This is a genomic window from Streptomyces sp. RLA012, assembly GCF_056270325.1.
In genome coordinates this window covers 10,363,149-10,380,236 of the sequence record NZ_JBWDPA010000002.1, presented here as the reverse complement: position 1 = coordinate 10,380,236, position 17,088 = coordinate 10,363,149, and the positions used below count along the sequence as shown (strand labels likewise).

The window sequence follows — 17,088 nt, the reverse complement described above, 5'->3', positions numbered from 1 at the left end:
GGACCTTTCGCAGGTCAGAACGGGTAGGGCGCCACATCCCCGCGCACCGTCGTCCAGCGCACGTCGGTGAAGGCCTCCAGGTTGGCCTCACCGCCGAAGCGGGCGCCGGTGCCGGAGGCGGCGATCCCGCCGAAGGGGGCCACGGCCTCGTCGTTGACGGTCTGGTCGTTGATGTGGACGATCCCGGTCGGGATGCGCTCGGCCAGGTCCAGTCCGCGCGCGGTGTCCCTGGTGACGATCCCCAGGGAGAGGCCGTACGGTCCCGCCGCGGCGAGGGCCGCGGCCTCGTCGGCCGTGCTGAACGACCGTACGGGCGCGACCGGGCCGAAGACCTCCTCGGCGTACGCGGGCGTCGCCTCGTCGACTCCCGCGAGTACGGTCGGCCGGTAGAACAGCTTCTCGTGTGTGCCGCCCGCCGCCAGCTTCGCCCCGCCCGCCGTGCTGGACTCCACCAGCCCCTGGATCTTGGCGAGTTGGGCGCTGTCGATGAGGGGACCGAGGTGCACCTGCTCGCGGTGCGGGTCGCCGACGGCCAGCGAGTCGGCCTTGGCGGCGAGCCGCTCGACGTACTCCTCGTACAGGGACGCGTGGACGAGGTGACGTCCGGTCGTCATGCAGATCTGGCCCTGGTGGAAGAACGAGCCCCACGCGGCCGTGGAGATCACCGCGTCGAGGTCGGCGTCCTCCAGGACGATCAGCGCCGAGTTGCCGCCCAGTTCCAGGTGCGCGCGCTTGAGGAGACGGCCCGCCGCCTCGCCCACCGCGCGTCCGGCGGCGGTCGAGCCGGTGAAGGAGATCACCGGTACGCGCGGGTCGGCGACCAGTGCCTGGCCCGCTTCCGGGCCGCCGGGCAGGATGTGCAGCAGCCCCTCCGGGAGGCCGGCCTCGGCGAAGACGGCGGCGAGCGCGAGGCCGCCGCAGACGGCGGTGCGCGGGTCCGGCTTCAGGACGACCCCGTTGCCGAGCGCGAGCGCCGGGGCCACCGAGCGGATGGAGAAGATCAGCGGGGCGTTGAACGGGGATATCACGCCCACCACGCCCACCGGGACGCGTCGGGTGTACGACAGCCGGGGCGCCTCGGACGGGAGGATCTGGCCGCTCGGGCGGGAGGCGAGGGCGGCGGCCTCGTAGCACTCCTGGGCCGCGACGTGCAGTTCGAAGTCGGCCTTGCCGGGGATGGATCCGGACTCGCGCACGATCCACTCGCGCAGTTCGTCGGCGTGCGTGGTGAACAGGTCGCCGGCCTTGCGCAGCACGGCGGCGCGGACGAAGTGCGGCGCCTTGGCCCAGGCGGACTGGGCAGCCGCGGCCTCCCGCGCGGCCGTGGCGACGTCCTCGGCGGCAGAGAGCGTGACCGTGGCCAGCGTGTCGCCGGTGGCGGGCTCGGTGACGGCGTACGCACCGCCGGCCAGGGTGCGGGACTGCCAGGTATTGGGGTCGAGCAACGGCATGTCGGCTCTCCGATCGTTCACTGATCACCGCCGGGACTCACGGTCCCAGCGGAAGTCCCGTGTAATTCGCGGCCAGTTCGGCGGCCGCGTGGCGGGATGCCGTGATCCGGCGCAACCGGGCGAGCTGGATCCGGTGGTCGAAGGCATCCCCATTTGGTTGAGCGTGCAACATCCTAGTCATGTCGTACGAGAAGCGGGTGGCCTGCCACACCCGCTCCAGGCACACCCGCGAGTAGCGGTCGAGGAGTCGGTTCGACCCCGTGCGGTACAGCTCGGTGAGGCCGCGCGCCAGCACCCGTACGTCGGAGACGGCGAGGTTGAGGCCCTTGGCGCCGGTCGGCGGCACGATGTGCGCCGCGTCCCCGGCCAGGAACAGCCGTCCGTGGCTCATCGGCTCGTGGACGTAACTCCGCAGAGGAGTCACCGACTTGGCGATGACGGGGCCGCGTTCGAGGTACCAGTCGCCGTCGACGGCGAAGCGCGCGGCGAGTTCGTCCCAGATGCGCTCGTCGGGCCAGTCGCCCGCGGCGGTGCCGTTCGGGACCTGTAAATACAGTCGCGAGACCGTCGGGGAGCGCATGCTGTGCAGGGCGAAGCCCGTGACGCCCCGCGCGTAGACCAACTCCTCGCAGGAGGGCGGCACATCGGCGAGGATCCCGAGCCAGGAGTACGGATAGTCGTGCGCGTACGTACGGCTCGCCCCGGTGGGGAACGCCTCGCGGGAGATGCCGTGGGAGCCGTCGCAACCGACCACGTAGTCGCAGCCGAGGGTCTGTTCGTGGCCGTCGTGCAGAAAACGCACCACCGGCGACCCGCTCGTCGGCCGCTCGACGGCGAGCGCCTCGGCCGCGAACAACAGCGGTGGCCCGTCCGCGAGTTGGAGGGCGATCAGATCCTTCACCAGCTCCGTCTGGGCGTAGATCGTGACCGTGCGGCCGCCGGTGAGGGCGGGGAAGTCGATGTGGTGGCGCTCACGGTCGAAGCGCAGCTCGATCCCGTGGTGGACCATCCCCTCGGAGTCCAGGCGGTCGGCGGCGCCGCAGGCGCGCAGCGCGTCGACCGTGCCCTGCTCCAGCATTCCGGCGCGCTGACGCCGTTCGGCGTAGGCGCGCGGCCTGCTTTCCAGGACGACGCAGTCGATGCCCGCGCGGTGCAGCAAACGGGCCAGCAGGAGCCCGGCGGGGCCGCCGCCGATGATGCCGACCGTGGTCCGCATGACGCGCCTCCCGTGTCCGGTCCGGCCAGGACCTCACCGGCCCGGCCGGGTCTCACCGGTCCGGGCGGGTCTCACCGGTCCGGGCGAGGCATGACCGGTCAAGCACGGACATGCCCGGTCCCGCCGGGGACCGGCTCCAGCCTCTCTCAGCTGGAGTCGCGGTGCACCACCCGCGCGCCCAGTACCTCGTGGGCCTCGGGCGCCATCCCCGGTTCGCGCACCGCGCGGTCGACCAGTTCCGCGAGGTCGCGCCCGGACGGCAGCTCGATGTGCACCGTGCTGAGGCGGGGCCGCAGCAGGCGGCCGAGCATCAGGTCGTCGGCGCCGATCACGGCCGCCTCGTCCGGGATGCCGACGCCCTCCTCCTGGAGCGCGCGCATCAGCAGCATCGCGTACTCGTCGTTGTAGGCGAACACGGCGTCCAGGCCGAGCGCGCGCCAGCGCGCCGCGAGCCGGGCGGCGGACCCCTCCTCGTACGCCAGCGGCAGCTCGGTCACCGAGGCCTCGGCACCGGTCAGCGCACGGCGTACGCCGTCGAGCCGGGACTTGGAGAAGGTCTCCAGGCCGGGTTCCTCGGGAACCACTACGCCGATCCGGCGACGGCCACGGGCCAGCAGATGGGCGCCCGCGCTGTGGCCGACCCGGTCGTGGTCCATGAGCAGCGCGTGCGCGCCCTCGACGCACTCGGGGCCGAGCGTGACCACGGCCCGGGCGCCGGAGCGCTTGAGGACGGCCACGCCCTGCGGACCGAGGTCGCTGCCGGGCACCAGGACGGCCACCGGCCGCAGCTCGGCCCAGGCGCGGGCGGCCTCGTCGCCGTAGAGGCCGACACTGCCGTACTGGACGACGGTGTAGTCCAAACGGCCCAGTGCCCACTGAAGTTCGTTGAGGAACTGGCTGTAGAGCGGCCCCACGGGCACATCCGGGGTGGGCATCAGGACCATACGGCTGTGCCCGGCGCGCAGGGAGCGGGCGGCGGCGTGCGGGACGTAACCGAGTTCCTTGGCCGCCGCGTGGACGCGGCGGCGGGTGGGCTCGCTGATCCGGACGGCGCTGGTGTTGTTCAGAACGTACGAGACGGTGGCCCGGGAGACGCCTGCCAGGCGGGCCACATCGGCACTCGTCGGCACGGGTCGTTGTGCGGGCGACGGCGGGACGGGCTGTTTCGGTATCTGCACCATGACGTGTCGCATCCTTGCAGAAGCCCCGCGCGCCCTTTCGCGCCGGGGGAACCCCGCGAGCCGCCCGGGCCGGAACACCCCTTCCGGCGGCGGAACTTTCGCATCGGATGCCGGATGACCCGTCAGGCGGTTACCGTGCGGTAGACGACGTGCCTCCGGAGGTGGTCCCGTATGGCTCACGACCGTGCCGCAAGTCTGGCGGAGTGCGCTCGCGCCCTCGCCGCCGGGGAGGTGAGCGCGCGCGAGCTGGTGGAGCGGGCGCTGACCCGGATCGAGGCGACCCAGCGCACCCTGAACGCCTTCCGTGTGGTGCGCGGCGAGGCGGCGCTCGCCGAGGCCGAGGCGGCGGACAGGGAACTGGCGGCGGGGGTGCGGCGGCCGCTGCTCGGAGTGCCGGTGGCGGTGAAGGACGACATGGACGTGGCGGGCGAACCGACCGCGTTCGGCTGCCGGGGCGTCTTCCCGCCCGAGGCCGAGGACGGGGAGGCGGTACGCCGGCTGCGCGCGGCCGGGGCGATCGTCATCGGCAAGACCAACACCTGCGAACTGGGCCAGTGGCCCTTCACCGAGGGGCCTGCCTTCGGCGCCACCCGCAATCCCTGGCACGCCGAGCACACCCCGGGCGGCTCGTCCGGCGGCTCCGCGGCGGCGGTGGCGGCGGGGCTGGTGCCGGCGGCGCTCGGCTCGGACGGGGCGGGCTCGGTGCGTATCCCGGCCTCCTGGACCCACCTGATCGGGATCAAGCCACAGCGCGGACGTATCTCGACCTGGCCGCGCGCGGAGTCCTTCCAGGGCATCACGGTCAACGGAACACTCGGCCGCACGGTCGCGGACGCGGCTCTGCTCCTCGACGCGGCGAGCGGCAACCACGACGGCGATCTGCACCGCCCGCCCACCCTGCGGGTGTCCGACGCGGTGGGCCGCGAGCCGGGCCGGCTACGGATCGCGCTGTCCCTGAAACCGCCGTTCACGGCGCTGCCCGCGCGGCTCGACCCCGTCGTACGGGCACGGATCGTCGCACTCGCGGAACGGCTCGCGGCGCTCGGCCACACGGTGGAGGAGGCGGAGCCGCGCTACGGACAGATCGGGCTCACGTTCATCCCGCGCGCCACGGCCGGGATCGCCGAACGGGTCCGCGACCTGCCCCACCCGCACCTCCTCGACCGGCGGACCCTGGGCGCCGCCCGGCTCGGCCGGCTGCTCGGCGGCGCGCCCCTGCGGGTGGCCCGGCGCGCCGAGGTCACCCTGCACCGCCGGATCGGCGCGCTGTTCGACACCTATGACGTCCTGCTGGCGCCGACGACGGCCGCACCCCCGCCGCGCATCGGCTCGATGGTCAACCTGAGCGGCCTCGGCACCGACCGGGCCATGATCGCCGCCTGCCCCTACGCCTGGCCGTGGAACATCCTGGGCTGGCCGGGCGTCAATGTCCCCGCGGGTTTCGTCGGCGACGGCCTGCCCGTCGGCGCCCAGCTCCTCGGCCCGGCGAACAGCGAGCCGCTGCTCGTCTCGCTGGCCGCCCAGTTGGAGGCCGACCAGCGCTGGCACGAACAGTGGCCGCCGCACGGGGCGCCGGCGAATTCCCCGGCGGTGTAGGCGAGTTCGGCACGGAGGCACTGACCAGCGGATTCCGGCCGTACGCTGGGCCCATGGACGATGCGTCGATGGTCGGATTGATGGGGCGGGTCACCGGCACGATCGGGCCCGGGCTCGTCGGCGAGGTGATCGTCCGGGTCCGCGGCGGCGCCGAGCACTTCCTCGCCTACCCCGCCGTGGCGAAGGAGCGGATCGAGTGCGGCACGGTGGTCATGGTGGTCGAGTACCTGCCGCCGCGCACGGTGTACGTATCGGCCGCGTACGACAGTTGACAGCTCGTCTGTGCACCCTCCGCCCCAGGTGAGAGCGGTGTGCGTCAAGATTGCAACAAGGATGCGTCAGCGTCTGTACCCCGGCCCTGCCGAGGAGCACACTCCCGTTCGTTCGGTGCCGACAGGGCACCATCAAAAGGGGGCGTATGCCGATGGTTGTCGGCGTCGTGGCGGGGGTTGTTGTCCTCGCACTGATCTTCATCGTTGTGGTCTTCAAGCTCATGTGGCGTGTCGCGGAGCCCAACGAAGCACTGATCATCTCCGGTTCGAAGCATCGGACCGAGGGCCTCGAAGAGGGCATGGGATTCCGCATCGTGACGGGGCGCGGCACGCTGGTACTGCCGGGCGTGCAGGCGGTGCGCAAGATCTCGCTGGACCTCAACGAGACCGAGCTGCACGTGGACTGTGTGACCACGCAGGGCATTCCGCTGAAGGTACGGGGCGTGGTCATCTTCAAGGTGGGCGACGACTTCGTGTCGATCGCCAACGCGGGTCGTCGCTTCCTCGACCAGCAGAAGATGATGTCGGAGCGGGTGCACAACGTGTTCGCCGGTCATCTGCGGTCCATCGTCGGCGGGTTGACCGTCGAGGACATGATCCGCGACCGGGAGAAGCTGACCGGCCAGACCCGGGCCGCGTGCGGTACGGAGATGGAGAAGCTCGGTCTGATCGTCGACTCACTGCAGATCCACGAGATCGAGGACCCGACCGGGTACATCAAGAACCTCGCGATGCCGCACGCCGCCGCCGTACAGCGGGACGCGCGCATCGCGCAGGCGGAGGCGAATCGTCTCGCCACCGAGGCCGAGCAGAAGGCCGCGGCGCGGATGTCGGAGGCCACCCGGGACAGCGAGATCCTGCAGGCCGGGTACCAGGCCGAGCGTGACAAGGCGGCGGCGAAGGCCCGGCAGGCCGGACCGCTCGCCGACGCGGCCGCCCGGCAGGACGTCGTCGTCCAGGAGACACGCATCGCCGAACTCGATGCCCTCCGCCGCGAGCAGCAGCTCCAGGCGGACGTCCGCAAGCCGGCGGACGCGAAGGCCTACGAGACGCGGGCGCGGGCCGAGGCCGAGCGTGACGCGCGTATCTCGGCGGCGCAGGCCAAGGCCAAGGAGACCGAGCTCGCGGCCGCGGCGGAGGCGAACCGGGTCAAGACGGCCGCGAACGCCGAGGCCGAGGCGACCAAGGCACGGGGTGCGGCCGCCGCCATGGCGACCAAGGCCACCGGTGAGGCCGAGGCCGCCGCGGCCCAGGCCAAGGGCCTCGCCGCCGCCGAGTCGACGCGCGCGCAGGGTCTCGCCGAGGCGGAGACCATCAAGGCGAGGGCGGCCGCCCTCGCCGAGAACCAGGAGGCGGTGGTCGCCCAGCAGCTCGCCGAGAACTGGCCGGAGATCGTCCAGGCGGGCGCCAGCGCGTTCGGGAACGTCGACCACATGGTGCTGCTCAACGGCGCCGACGGCATGTCGGACATGTTCGCCAAGGCGCTCACCATGGGCGGCACGGGGCTGGGCCTCGCCCGTCAGCTGCTCTCGTCGATGAACCAGGACGACAACGCGGGCAAGAAGACCGCGGCCGACCTCAACGGGTTCGTAGCGCCGCGCTCGGAGAAGGTGCCGGTGGAGAGGGACGACAAGGAGTGATGCCGGTGGGCGACGACAGGAAGTGATGCCCGTGGGCGACGACAGGAAGTGATGCCGGTGGGGGACGACGAGGAGTGATCCGGGATCGTCCCCCGTGTGCCCGCGGGCGGTTCCATGCCCGCTCGCGGGCGTTCGCCTCAGCTGTGGGCCCTCGGATGCGAGGGCCCACAGCGCTGTGACGGGGTCGGTACTTGCGCGGCACCGCCCCGGCGTGAGTACTCTCGGCGCGTTGGCCGAAAATATCCCTTCCCCGTGCGACAGCACCGTCCCGCAATCCCCCCCGCAGGACAGAGGAGACCGGACGTGTCCGAGGCACCCGCGCAGAGCACGGCAGCCGCCGCGGTCGAGCCGCTCGACGCGGACGTCCCACCGCTGAGCCTGGTGCGGGAGCCCGGCCCGCGTCAGGACCCGCACAAGAGCGTACTCGGCAAGGCCCGGCTGATCCTGGAGGCGTTCAGCGTCGAACGCGATCAGTTGTCGCTGTCCGAACTCGCCCGGGAGACGGGCATCGCGAAGGCGACCGTCCACCGCCTCGCCCAGGACCTCATCGACTGGGGAGTCCTGGAACGCCGGGGCACCGACTACCAGCTCGGGATGCGCCTGTTCGAGCTGGGGCAGAACGTGTCCCGTCAGCGCCTGCTGCGCGATCTGTGCCGCCCTTACATGGAGTATCTGCTCAAGGCGACGAACGAGACCGTCCACCTCGGGGTGCGCGACGGGCTCGACGTACTGTACGTGGAGAAGCTCTCCTCCAACGCGCTCACCGCCCGTCCGACACGGGTCGCGGGGCGGATGCCGCTGCACTGCACGGCGACCGGACGTGTCCTGCTGGCCGACGCCGGCCCGGACGTCCTGCGGGACGTCGTCCACAGCGGTCTGAGTCCCTTCACCTCCCACACGATCACCTCGCCCCGGCGTCTGCGGGAAGAGCTGCGACGCATACGTCAGGACCGGGTGACCGTGGAACGCGAGGAAATCCGGGTCGGCTACCTGTCCGTCGCCGTTCCGCTGGTGGGCGCGGACGGCGGGACGGTGGCCGCCCTGTCGATCACGGCCATCGCCGCCCGGGCGGACGTCAGGCGCTACAGCCACCTGCTGGAGTCGGTGAGCAGGGCCATCTCACAGGCCATGGAGCGCAGCGCCTTCGGCGACTGAGCCGTCCGCCGGGCACCACACCAAGGACGACCGACGCCGCCGGCGGACGAGGAGTACCTCCTGGTCGCGGCACCGGGCTGGGCGCGCCACGTCGCGGCACACCCGGCGGCCGACGACCCCGGCACCGCGGTCCGCGACATACCCCTGGTCACCTACGCCGAGGACCTGCCCATCGTGCGCCGGTACTGGCGCAATGTCTTCGGCCGTCAGCTCGCCGCCCGCGCCGCGGTCACCGTGCCGAACCTGTACGCGGTCGTGTCCGCGGTCGGCGCGGGCGCCGGCTACAGCGTGCTGCCCCGCTCCCTGTGCCAGGAACACCTCGCCGACGGCCGTCTCGTGCTGCTCCACGACCCCGCCGAGCCGCCGCTCAACACCCTCTTCCTCGTCCAGCGCCCCGGCGCCGACGCCAACCCGGACGTCGTACGGGTCCGCGATCGCCTGCAGCACGCGGCCCGCGCCTGGTAGCCGGGGGGGGAGGACGGCGGCGCGGTTCCGGCCGCGGGCCCGGGCCGTGGCCCCCGGTGCCGTCGGTGGCGTCGGCGGCGTCGGCGGCGTCGGCGTCGGCGTCGGCGGCGGCGTCGGCGGCGGCGGCGTCGGCGGCGGCGGCGGCGTCGGCGGCGGCGGCGTCGGCGGCGGCGGCGGCGTCGGCGGCGTCGGCGGCCAGGAACGAACTCTCCACCCGGTCATGGCGCGTGACCCGTGGGAGCCGGGAGACGCGAACTCGTTCGCCGCAACCATTGGTTCACCGCCCCGGCATTGCCGGTGTCCCTCCCGGCTGCGAGTCTCGTGCGCGAAGGAACTTCCCGCTCCGCACTCCTCGCCGCACCGGGCACAGGTAGCGCGGAGGAACGAATTCGGGGAGTTGTCGACGAAGGAGCTGTGGTGGCAACCCATTTGACCGTGACGCGCACCGAGATGCTGACGCCCGGCCTGCGCCGGGTGTGGTTCCACAGCGAGGACCTCTCGGCCTTCGCCGACAGCGTCGACACCGACCGCTATGTGAAGCTGGTGTTCCCGAAGGAAGGCGTCCACTACCCGGAGCCTCTCGACCTGCGCGCCCTGCGCCGCGAGCTGCCGCCCGAGGACCTGCCCGCCGTCCGTACGTACACCGCGCTCTTCCCCGACCTCGGGTCGGGGACGCTGGCCATCGACTTCGTGATCCACGGTGCCGAAGGCATCGCCGGTCCCTGGGCCGCGGCCGCCACCAAGGGGGACCGGCTCATGGTCAACGGGCCCGGAGGCGGCTACCGGCCCGACCCGACCGCCGACTGGCATCTGCTGGTGGGCGACGAGTCCGCCCTCCCGGCGATCACGGCCGCGCTGGCCGAGTTGCCCGGGGACGCGGTGGCCAGGGTCGTGGCCCTCGTCGACTCCCCCGCACACGAACCGGACCTGCCTCTCCCGGAGAACGGCGAGGTGACCTTCGTCCACCGGAGCGGAAGCGATCAAGGGAACCCACTGGAAGCCGCCGTACGGGAGATGGACTGGCTGCCCGGCCGAGTGCACGCGTTCGTGCACGGCGAGGCGCAGGAGGTCATGCACGGGCTGCGGCCCCATCTCCTCGCCGAGCGCGGTCTGCCGCGTACGCAGGTGTCCGTCTCCGGCTACTGGCGGCGCGGCAGGTCGGAGGACGGCTTCCGGGTCTGGAAGTCCGACTTCGCCCGCACCGAGGACACGGGCGAGCCGGACCGCCCCTCGACCGCGGGCCGCCGCGGCGGATCGGGGACCCGCCGCCCCTGACACGTTCGCGCAGGGCAGGGCACCTTGCGGGCATCACAACACCCCGGTCCGCGAGTTGGTCCGGGCAGGCTCTAACGTGAGCCGCGTGACTGCCTTTACCGATGACAGCGCCGCTGACGTCCCCGGCCGCTACGGCCCTTCCGCCACCACCGAGGCCGAGCCCCGCGAAGTCGGACGGGTGCGGACGGAGTACTCGCCCGCGCACGACGGCGACCCCGATCCCGGCGAGATCGTCTGGACATGGGTGCCGTTCGAGGAGAACGACGGCCGGGGCAAGGACCGTCCCGTGCTCGTCGTCGCCCGCGAGGACACCGGCACCCTGCTCGCCGTCCAACTGTCGAGCAAACGGCACGACGGGGACCGGGAGTGGGTCCCGATCGGGAGCGGGCCGTGGGACCGCTCGGGCCGGGACTCCTGGGTGGATGTGGACCGGGTACTGCGGCTGCACGAGTCCGGGATGCGCCGCGAGGCGTGCGCGCTGGACCGGATGCGGTTCAACTCGGTGGTACATCGGCTGCGGGAGCGGTACGGGTGGCGTTGACGGCCCGTAGGTAGGCTGCGGGGGCGTCGCAGCTGGTCGCTCCCACGCGGCGAAGCCGCACGGTGTCGCGACCCCGCACTCCTAAGAGGGTGTCCTATGTGGTGAGGCGGAGGAATCGTTTGTAGCAGCAGAGGGCCGCGGCGAGGCAGAGAAAGGCCAGGTAGTTGCGGGGATGGCGTTCGTAGCGGGGGCTGAGTCTGCGGTAGCCGGACAGCCGGCATGGTCCGTTCGATCACCCACCTTCGGCGGCCCAAACGTTCGCTGGACTCGATCCCCTTGCGGGCGATGCGCACTCTCGCTACCCCAGCTCGGCGGCCCGCGCGTCGATCGGGTCCGTCGGGAGGTCGAAGTCTTTGTCGGCGGGCATGTGCGCGGTGTTGATCGTGGTGAAGTACCCGAGCGTGGAACCCTCGCGGAAGATGACCACCTTCACCGGGCCCTCACTGCCGTCGCCCTGCCGAACCGCGGCGGTGAACGCCGCGGCCGGAGCCCCGGTGTCCAACACAGGGCCGGGCTGAGGGAGCGGCGGAAGAAGCTTCGCGGAGCAGCGCTGCGGACCGTCACTCTTCTCGACTGGTGTCAGCGGTCCGCGGTCGTAAGTTTGACGGTTTGCGGGATCTCCACCTCGGTCGAGCCGACGACGGGGTCGTCTCCGGTGACATTGAAGGTCACGAAGTACTCCACCGTGTTTCCCACACGGCCGACATCCAGATAGAGGGGCAGCGTCTGCTTTCCGACCTTCGTCGTCAGCCGGAGGCCGACGGAACCCTGAGCCGTGAGGTAATCGTCATAATTCGCCACCCCCACGTGGTCACTGTCGTTGCCGCTGGAACCCGTGAAGCTCTTACAGTCGGAAACCGCGTTCGACAAGTTGGCCATAACCTTGTCGGTATCCCCGCCGGAATACGAGGCAAGCCGAACACGCACCATGACCCCGGAAAGGTTCTTCGCAGCCGCACTGCGCTCCACGGTCGCGACCGGCTTGACGGCTCCGGTTTCACTCAGCGCGTCGGCGACGGGCTGACAGGCCGGTTTGTCAGCCACCATGCGCGCCCCGCCGATGGGCCCGGACGGTGACTTCGGAACGGCCACCTCGAAGCCCGGCACATCGCCGCTCTTGACCACAGCGCTCTCAAGTTGCTTCCGCGTCAGCGTCGGCGCCGCCTTCCCGCCGGAGGCAGCCGGCCTCGCAGCCGCAGAAGTCTTCCCGCCTGACGCCGAGGGATTGCCCGCATTCGAGTCGTGCCCACCACACCCCGTGGTCAGCAACAGCGAGCTTGCCGCGACCGCAACCAGGGTTAATCCCGTCGACCTGTCCATGAATTCTCTCATCTTTTCCGTCATCAACTCTCATCCATCGGATGCCTGCCAGACCATCCGGGTCTTCCTCGGAACCGACCTGATCACCACCGTCCCCCGAGTGACCAGGAAAGACGTGGTGGTCCGCAAGTCCGGCGAACACAACCGCCGGAAGATCGTCTAGGGCAGACGTCAAGCATCACCCGACGCCAACCCCTCAAGCATCACCTGAGACTCGACACCGCCTTCGTGCTGTGCTGTGGCCGTCGGCTGGTCGTTCGGCTGGAGTGTGGTCCGAAGCATCGGACTGGCCGGTGTGATTCTGCGGGCAGCCGGGGTGATCGTTGTTCGGCCGGTCCGGGGCCGTGTTGCAGGGGTACCGTCTGAAGTGTTGCCGCAGAACGGAGTTCGCCGTGTCGCAGAGCATTGAGGAGCACACCGGCGCTCGGATCGCCCGTATCCGGAAGCAGCGCGGCCTGACGCAGCAGGGCCTGGCGATGCGGGCTCACGTGTCGAAGTCGCTGTTGTCGAAGGTGGAGTGCGGGCAGAAGGCTGCCTCTCCGGCTCTTGTTGCTGCCTGTGCCCGCGCGCTGGGCGTCTCGACGTCCGATCTGCTGGGGCAGCCGTATGCCGAGGAGTTGCGGCGGGACCGTATGGACGCCTTGATCCAGCCGATCCGTGAGGGGCTGGAGAGCTGGGATGTCGCTCTCGGCTGGGAGACGGTTCCGCGTCCGGCCGCGTTGATCCGGGCTGATGTCCAACGGGCCCTCGTGCAACGCCGGCAGGCGCAGTACACGGACATGGTGCGCGACCTGCCCGGGTTGATCGATGAGTCGGTGCAGGTGGTGCACACCAGCACCGGGGAAGAGCAGCGGCTGGCCTACGAGTGTCTGGCGGGGACGTTCCGGTGTGTGTTCACCGTGGCGTGGAACTTCGGCTATATCGACCTGGCTACCGTTGCGCTGGACCGGCTGGCGTGGATCGCGCCGCGCGCCGACGAGCCGGGGCTGGCCGCCATGTATGCCTATCTTCGCGCACAGACCACGATGTCGTCCGGCCGGTACGACGTGGGTCTGCGGGTGATTGACCGCGCTCTGCGGGATCTCGACGGCCTGGAGGCGCGCCGCCCGGCAGGCGTTGAGGCCATGCGGGGTGTGATGCATCTGCGGGCTGCGGTGATCGCGGGGCGGATGCAGGACCGGGACCAGGCGGATGCCCGCCTGGCCGAGGCTCGCTCTCTGGCCCGGGCCACGGGCGAGTTGCCCGATTTTGGCGTCACCTGGGGGCCGGTGAACGTCGGTGTGCATGCGGTGGCCATCGCCTCGGAGATGGACGACTTCGGCCGCGCGATCGAACTCGCCCAGGATGTGCACATCCCGCGAGGCTGGACCCGTTCCCGTGCCGGACACCACTGGATGGATCTCGGCCGCTCCCATGCCTGGGCCGGCCACCCGGAGGAAGCGCTGGACTGCCTGCACCAGGCCCGGCGCATCGCGCCACAGCAGACCCGCTACCACCCGACCGTGCGGGACACCGTGCTGGCCCTCAAACGGCAGGAACGGACACGTAACAGTTCGCTGGCGCAGTACGCGGAGTGGGTCGGCATATAGCAGGTTCCCGGCGAGAGGAGTTGCACCGCTTGGTGCAACTGCTGTGCATCGCCGGTCGGCAGGCTGACGCTCAGTCAGGACCCCCGCGACCGGGCGAACGGTCCGGGGGCGTGGCCAACGCTGACAAGGAGCGCCGACGTGCCGCACTGTATCGCCCACATCTTCGAACTACTGCTACGGCTGCTACGGCCTGCACCGGGCCGCCACCGCGCACCGGATTCCCGTTCCGCCCTCCTCGTTGTGGAGGCATCCACTGAATGTCCGCCCCGCGTACCCGCTGCCCCGGTGCTGCACGGTGAGGACATCGGACTGGTCCGCCCGTACCCGCTCGCGCACGAACAGCGGGAGCAGCAGTGCCGACGGGCACCGCGGCGCGTACTGTGGCTGGCCGTGCACGGAGTCGACACCGGCTCCCTGCTGACTCGCAGCATGGAGGGGCGAGCCTGATGAGCCTCACGAATCAGGTCCGCCTGCTCCCCTGGGCCGGGCCGGAAGGAAAACCCTGTTACCTCGCAGGCGACGGGACCGGATACCTGTCGCGCCTCGCTGACAACATGGAGTCAGCTCAACTCGGCTTGGCCGGTGAAGTCGTTCAGGAGGCACGCCACATTCTGGACGGGCGCCAGTGGACGCCTGGCGAACTACACCTGTTGGCAGTCCAGTTGACCGAGGCACTGACGAACGTCCACCGGATCGCAGTGAGCCGAGGAGCACGCCTGCCCGCACTCGCCTACAACGACCTCGACACCGTGGACGACCTGGAGACCGAGTACGAGGAGCGGGACAGACCCCATCCCGTCCCGCTCGACTGACCGCCCATCGCGATCTCCCGTTCCGGCCGACGCCCGTCCCACCCGGCCGGATCAGGCAGCCAACGGAAATCCCCGGAAGGCCATGGCTCTCCGGGGATCTTCACTGCCTGCCGTCAGGCGCCCTTGGGACGCTTGGCGCCTCGGCCCTGGCTTGCCTGCTCCAGGCGCTCAAGACGCTCGCGCATGTCGGCCATCTGCTCCAAAATCAGGTCCAGCTTGCCCGCCGGGTCGACGTCCCCGGACCCTGGCGGCGCGGACTGCGGCGACTGTGCGGAACCGTCGCCGGTACCCCCCGCGTCTGCCGGTTCGCCCCAGAAGAGGCTTTCGCTGATGACGTACGCCAGTTCTTCCGGCTGCGGCTCGCTCGGCCGGGTGCGGGAGGGAACCTTCTTGCGCGGGTTCTTGTAGCCCTTGCGGGCATGTCCTTCCAGGGCCAGCGCGGCCAGGGCCTGCTCAGTGTTCCCCTCACTGTGGCCGATGGCCTCGGCGGCCTCCGCTGCGGTCAGCCGGGTGCCCTTGGGCAACGAGCCGTTGCGGATCTTCTGGACAAGGGCCGCGTGGGCGAGATGCCGCCCGAGGGCGGGATCGTCCGCGTCGCGCGCATAGGCGTCATGGCTGTGCTCTTCGTCCTCGTAGCGGAGCCATTCGTTGCGTACGAGCAGGCTGACCGCCGTGTCAATCACGCGGACCGGTACCGCGTAGTGGTCGGCGAGTGCTTCACGGCCCGGCAGCTTGATCCCCGGGGTGAGGCTGCCGGAGCGGATCCGGCGTTCCAGAACACCCGAGAAGCCCCGCCGGAATAAGATCCGGCGAGGCTTCTCGCGAACCCGATTAACGATCGAACTCTGGCAATCCGAGCCCATCGCGATGAGCCCTCGCAAGCGCACCCTCTTCGATGCCGATTTTCCCTTCATCGGCAACACGAAGGAGAGTAACTCTCATGGATGCTTAATCAACGTGCGGCGGCACGTCGATTGCCCACAAGTACCCCGTCGTATCAATCTCCCAGGAACACTCAAGGCTGCGGAGCATGGCATCAACCATATCCCCGGCGTCGTCATTCTTGATGATGATGCGGACCGTTGAATGCCCGGACTCCGACATAAACTCCTCGAACACGAACTCTCTGCGCTCGCGATCAGCTCTGACCCGCACAATGCCCCCAAAGGCGATCCCCTTCACGTAGAAGGGAGTGTTCCGAACCTGGACCTCCATCTTTGCGGAGGTCTTCCCAGTCCAGAGCCTCTCTGCAGAGGCATGGGCCCAATCGGCAGTCTCGTCAGGGAGGTCGAAGGCCACCTTGTACAGCCTCTCAGGCTTACTCTCTGTCGCCGAATCGCCACCACTAGGGTTCGAGGAATTCTCTGAGCTCATCGCCCCAATCCTCCAGAGGCTTCGTGGACTTATCCCTATTGCATCGCCGACAGGCCCCGGCGCCGTTGTGTTCGCCACCATGCCCGCCACTCGCACGAGGCTCAACGTGATCAATCTGAGCATCGTCCGGCCGACCGGGAACGCCGCTCGTCGAGGGGCGACGTGTCACATCCTGCCCACAGTAATCACACTTCAGGACGTCCGACTCCGTCTCCAGCGCGACGCCATCGACCTCCTCGGCCACACCCTCCGCGACCCCACCCAGCCCGCCACCCGACCCGACAACGGCGACGAACCGCCACTTTGTACAGCACCCGTCCACTGACGTTGCCGTCAGCTACTGCCGTCAAGGGCATGTTGAAGCCCCCTCCGAGGCAAGCGGGAGGGGGCTGCAACGTGCCCTAAAGCAAGAATTGGAGCGCTAATTCCTTACATAGCGATAGAGTGCCTCAAATCTCGCCGAATTTCACTGTCAGGCAATTCTGGCCGGACCATGGGTCATACTGACCGCCTAATCAAAGCCGCCAATACGAGCTCCACAGTTTCGTCAACAAGAACGATCGCACCCAGCTCGCCAGCTCTCACAGACAGCAAGCCTACCCGGCCATCCGAATCTTCGAGGGCAGGAAAGAAGAGATCCCATCCGATTCGCGAATCCCGAACTTCGTCGATCGAGTCATATCTGTACCTATAGACATCAAGCACCTCCTTGGCTGGCGGGAAGGTGACTTCGACGACGCAGTCAGACTCGGAGGCCAGCGCGGCAACCAACCGATCGACGTCCTCCACGAGAGCCGCAGGCCGGAACGCAGATAGCAGCTCCGCGATGTTCCCAACTGTTACCTGCTTCACGGCATTCCCCTCCACGCCGCATATGCATTCCCTGTCATCGTTCCCTCGATTTGCACCTCGAACTCGCCTCTGAATTCTACCCAAGGCTCGTCATTGCTGTGAACATGCGGCCGCCCGGCAGGAACTTTCGACTTTATCACTACACCAACGCCAGTCGGCCCCTTAGTTGCTGCCCGACGTGCCGCTGCCTCACTTGTTGACCAACTGGTGAATGGACTATCGGTGTCACCAAGATGGTGTGACTCCGCCGAAGCATTTCCTCCACGGGGGACGGCCACACCATCCACCGCCGCATCGAAACCAGGGTGCCCCTCTGGGACGCGACGATAGACGGTCGTCCCACCACCGC

The 17,088-nt window shown here is 69.8% G+C and carries 20 protein-coding genes and 2 pseudogenes; 12 read left to right on the top strand and 10 right to left on the bottom strand.

What is annotated here, in order from left to right; genetic code table 11:
* Nucleotides 1-14: 14 nt before the first annotated feature.
* The 3 genes from RV986_RS47185 to RV986_RS47175 form a co-directional block, all read right to left on the bottom strand.
* A complete protein-coding gene (locus RV986_RS47185; RefSeq protein ID WP_475923248.1) occupies nt 15-1,451 on the bottom strand; it encodes an aldehyde dehydrogenase family protein in 1,437 nt (478 codons plus the stop codon).
* A 37-nt stretch (nt 1,452-1,488) separates the two neighbouring features.
* Complete coding sequence (locus tag RV986_RS47180; protein WP_475923247.1) at nt 1,489-2,667, bottom strand: 4-hydroxybenzoate 3-monooxygenase; 1,179 nt, start codon at nt 2,665-2,667, stop codon at nt 1,489-1,491.
* 146 nt (nt 2,668-2,813) lie between these two features.
* Complete coding sequence (locus tag RV986_RS47175; RefSeq protein WP_475923246.1) at nt 2,814-3,848, bottom strand: LacI family DNA-binding transcriptional regulator; 1,035 nt, start codon at nt 3,846-3,848, stop codon at nt 2,814-2,816.
* Between the two features lie 171 nt (nt 3,849-4,019).
* Here RV986_RS47175 and RV986_RS47170 point away from each other — a divergent pair, with 171 nt between their 5' ends.
* The 8 genes and pseudogenes from RV986_RS47170 (at nt 4,020) to RV986_RS47135 (ending at nt 10,792) form a co-directional block, all read left to right on the top strand.
* Nucleotides 4,020-5,444, top strand: coding sequence for an amidase (locus RV986_RS47170; RefSeq protein ID WP_475923245.1), 1,425 nt, complete (start codon nt 4,020-4,022; stop codon nt 5,442-5,444).
* Between the two features lie 53 nt (nt 5,445-5,497).
* Nucleotides 5,498-5,716 (top strand): hypothetical protein, encoded by a 219-nt coding sequence (locus RV986_RS47165; protein ID WP_475923244.1) that lies wholly within the window; start codon nt 5,498-5,500, stop codon nt 5,714-5,716.
* 146 nt (nt 5,717-5,862) lie between these two features.
* Nucleotides 5,863-7,356: a flotillin family protein gene (locus tag RV986_RS47160; protein WP_475923243.1), complete on the top strand. Its 1,494-nt coding sequence runs from the start codon at nt 5,863-5,865 to the stop codon at nt 7,354-7,356.
* A 303-nt stretch (nt 7,357-7,659) separates the two neighbouring features.
* Entirely contained in the window at nt 7,660-8,511 is an 852-nt protein-coding gene (locus tag RV986_RS47155) for an IclR family transcriptional regulator (protein WP_475923242.1), read from the top strand.
* Between the two features lie 36 nt (nt 8,512-8,547).
* Nucleotides 8,548-8,976 (top strand): annotated as a pseudogene (locus tag RV986_RS47150) (substrate-binding domain-containing protein); the annotation flags it as partial.
* A gap of 46 nt (nt 8,977-9,022) precedes the next feature.
* On the top strand, nt 9,023-9,409 hold the full coding sequence (locus RV986_RS47145; RefSeq protein WP_475923241.1) for a hypothetical protein: 387 nt from the start codon (nt 9,023-9,025) through the stop codon (nt 9,407-9,409).
* Entirely contained in the window at nt 9,394-10,251 is an 858-nt protein-coding gene (locus RV986_RS47140) for a siderophore-interacting protein (RefSeq protein ID WP_475923240.1), read from the top strand. Before RV986_RS47145 ends, RV986_RS47140 begins: the two co-directional genes overlap by 16 nt.
* 85 nt (nt 10,252-10,336) lie before the next feature.
* Nucleotides 10,337-10,792 carry a type II toxin-antitoxin system PemK/MazF family toxin gene (locus RV986_RS47135; protein WP_475923239.1) on the top strand — a complete coding sequence of 152 codons (456 nt, stop codon included), beginning with the start codon at nt 10,337-10,339 and terminating at the stop codon, nt 10,790-10,792.
* Between the two features lie 94 nt (nt 10,793-10,886).
* Here the strand turns inward: RV986_RS47135 and RV986_RS47130 are convergent.
* The 3 genes and pseudogenes from RV986_RS47130 to RV986_RS47120 all read right to left on the bottom strand — a co-directional run.
* Nucleotides 10,887-11,178, bottom strand: a pseudogene (locus RV986_RS47130) (transposase); the annotation flags it as partial.
* Entirely contained in the window at nt 11,091-11,297 is a 207-nt protein-coding gene (locus tag RV986_RS47125) for a hypothetical protein (protein WP_475923238.1), read from the bottom strand. The pseudogene RV986_RS47130 and the gene RV986_RS47125, both read right to left, overlap by 88 nt.
* A 74-nt stretch (nt 11,298-11,371) precedes the next feature.
* Entirely contained in the window at nt 11,372-11,917 is a 546-nt protein-coding gene (locus RV986_RS47120) for a hypothetical protein (protein ID WP_475923237.1), read from the bottom strand.
* Here RV986_RS47120 and RV986_RS47115 point away from each other — a divergent pair.
* From RV986_RS47115 to RV986_RS47100, 4 genes are all read left to right on the top strand, one after another.
* Entirely contained in the window at nt 11,910-12,275 is a 366-nt protein-coding gene (locus RV986_RS47115; protein ID WP_475924755.1) for a hypothetical protein, read from the top strand. The two genes, RV986_RS47120 and RV986_RS47115, sit on opposite strands and share 8 nt — an antisense overlap.
* Before the next feature lie 229 nt (nt 12,276-12,504).
* Nucleotides 12,505-13,701, top strand: coding sequence for a helix-turn-helix domain-containing protein (locus RV986_RS47110; protein WP_475923236.1), 1,197 nt, complete (start codon nt 12,505-12,507; stop codon nt 13,699-13,701).
* Nucleotides 13,702-13,986: 285 nt separating this feature from the next.
* Nucleotides 13,987-14,148, top strand: coding sequence for a hypothetical protein (locus tag RV986_RS47105; RefSeq protein WP_475923235.1), 162 nt, complete (start codon nt 13,987-13,989; stop codon nt 14,146-14,148).
* Between the two features lie 203 nt (nt 14,149-14,351).
* Entirely contained in the window at nt 14,352-14,513 is a 162-nt protein-coding gene (locus RV986_RS47100; RefSeq protein WP_475923234.1) for a hypothetical protein, read from the top strand.
* 113 nt (nt 14,514-14,626) lie between these two features.
* On the opposite strand, the gene RV986_RS47095 is transcribed toward RV986_RS47100, so the two are convergent.
* From RV986_RS47095 to RV986_RS47080, 4 genes are all read right to left on the bottom strand, one after another.
* Nucleotides 14,627-15,427 carry a GntR family transcriptional regulator gene (locus RV986_RS47095; protein ID WP_475924680.1) on the bottom strand — a complete coding sequence of 267 codons (801 nt, stop codon included), beginning with the start codon at nt 15,425-15,427 and terminating at the stop codon, nt 14,627-14,629.
* Nucleotides 15,428-15,461: 34 nt separating this feature from the next.
* Complete coding sequence (locus tag RV986_RS47090; protein WP_475923233.1) at nt 15,462-15,968, bottom strand: DUF4265 domain-containing protein; 507 nt, start codon at nt 15,966-15,968, stop codon at nt 15,462-15,464.
* Nucleotides 15,859-16,131, bottom strand: a complete 273-nt coding sequence (locus RV986_RS47085) for an HNH endonuclease (protein ID WP_475923232.1) — start codon at nt 16,129-16,131, stop codon at nt 15,859-15,861. Before RV986_RS47085 ends, RV986_RS47090 begins: the two co-directional genes overlap by 110 nt.
* A 254-nt stretch (nt 16,132-16,385) precedes the next feature.
* The gene (locus RV986_RS47080; protein ID WP_475923231.1) at nt 16,386-16,739 is read right to left on the bottom strand and encodes a hypothetical protein; all 354 of its coding nucleotides are present in this window, start codon (nt 16,737-16,739) and stop codon (nt 16,386-16,388) included.
* Between the last annotated feature and the right edge of the window lie 349 nt (nt 16,740-17,088).

What these genes read in the sequence shown, in the direction of transcription:
- RV986_RS47185 (WP_475923248.1), bottom strand. Translation starts at nt 1,451, where the DNA reads ATGCCGTTGCTCGACCCCAATACCTGGCAGTCCCGCACCCTGGCCGGC.
- RV986_RS47180 (WP_475923247.1), bottom strand. Translation starts at nt 2,667, where the DNA reads ATGCGGACCACGGTCGGCATCATCGGCGGCGGCCCCGCCGGGCTCCTG.
- RV986_RS47175 (WP_475923246.1), bottom strand. Translation starts at nt 3,848, where the DNA reads ATGGTGCAGATACCGAAACAGCCCGTCCCGCCGTCGCCCGCACAACGA.
- RV986_RS47170 (WP_475923245.1), top strand. Translation starts at nt 4,020, where the DNA reads ATGGCTCACGACCGTGCCGCAAGTCTGGCGGAGTGCGCTCGCGCCCTC.
- RV986_RS47165 (WP_475923244.1), top strand. Translation starts at nt 5,498, where the DNA reads ATGGACGATGCGTCGATGGTCGGATTGATGGGGCGGGTCACCGGCACG.
- RV986_RS47160 (WP_475923243.1), top strand. Translation starts at nt 5,863, where the DNA reads ATGCCGATGGTTGTCGGCGTCGTGGCGGGGGTTGTTGTCCTCGCACTG.
- RV986_RS47095 (WP_475924680.1), bottom strand. Translation starts at nt 15,427, where the DNA reads ATGAAGGGAAAATCGGCATCGAAGAGGGTGCGCTTGCGAGGGCTCATC.
- RV986_RS47090 (WP_475923233.1), bottom strand. Translation starts at nt 15,968, where the DNA reads ATGGTGGCGAACACAACGGCGCCGGGGCCTGTCGGCGATGCAATAGGG.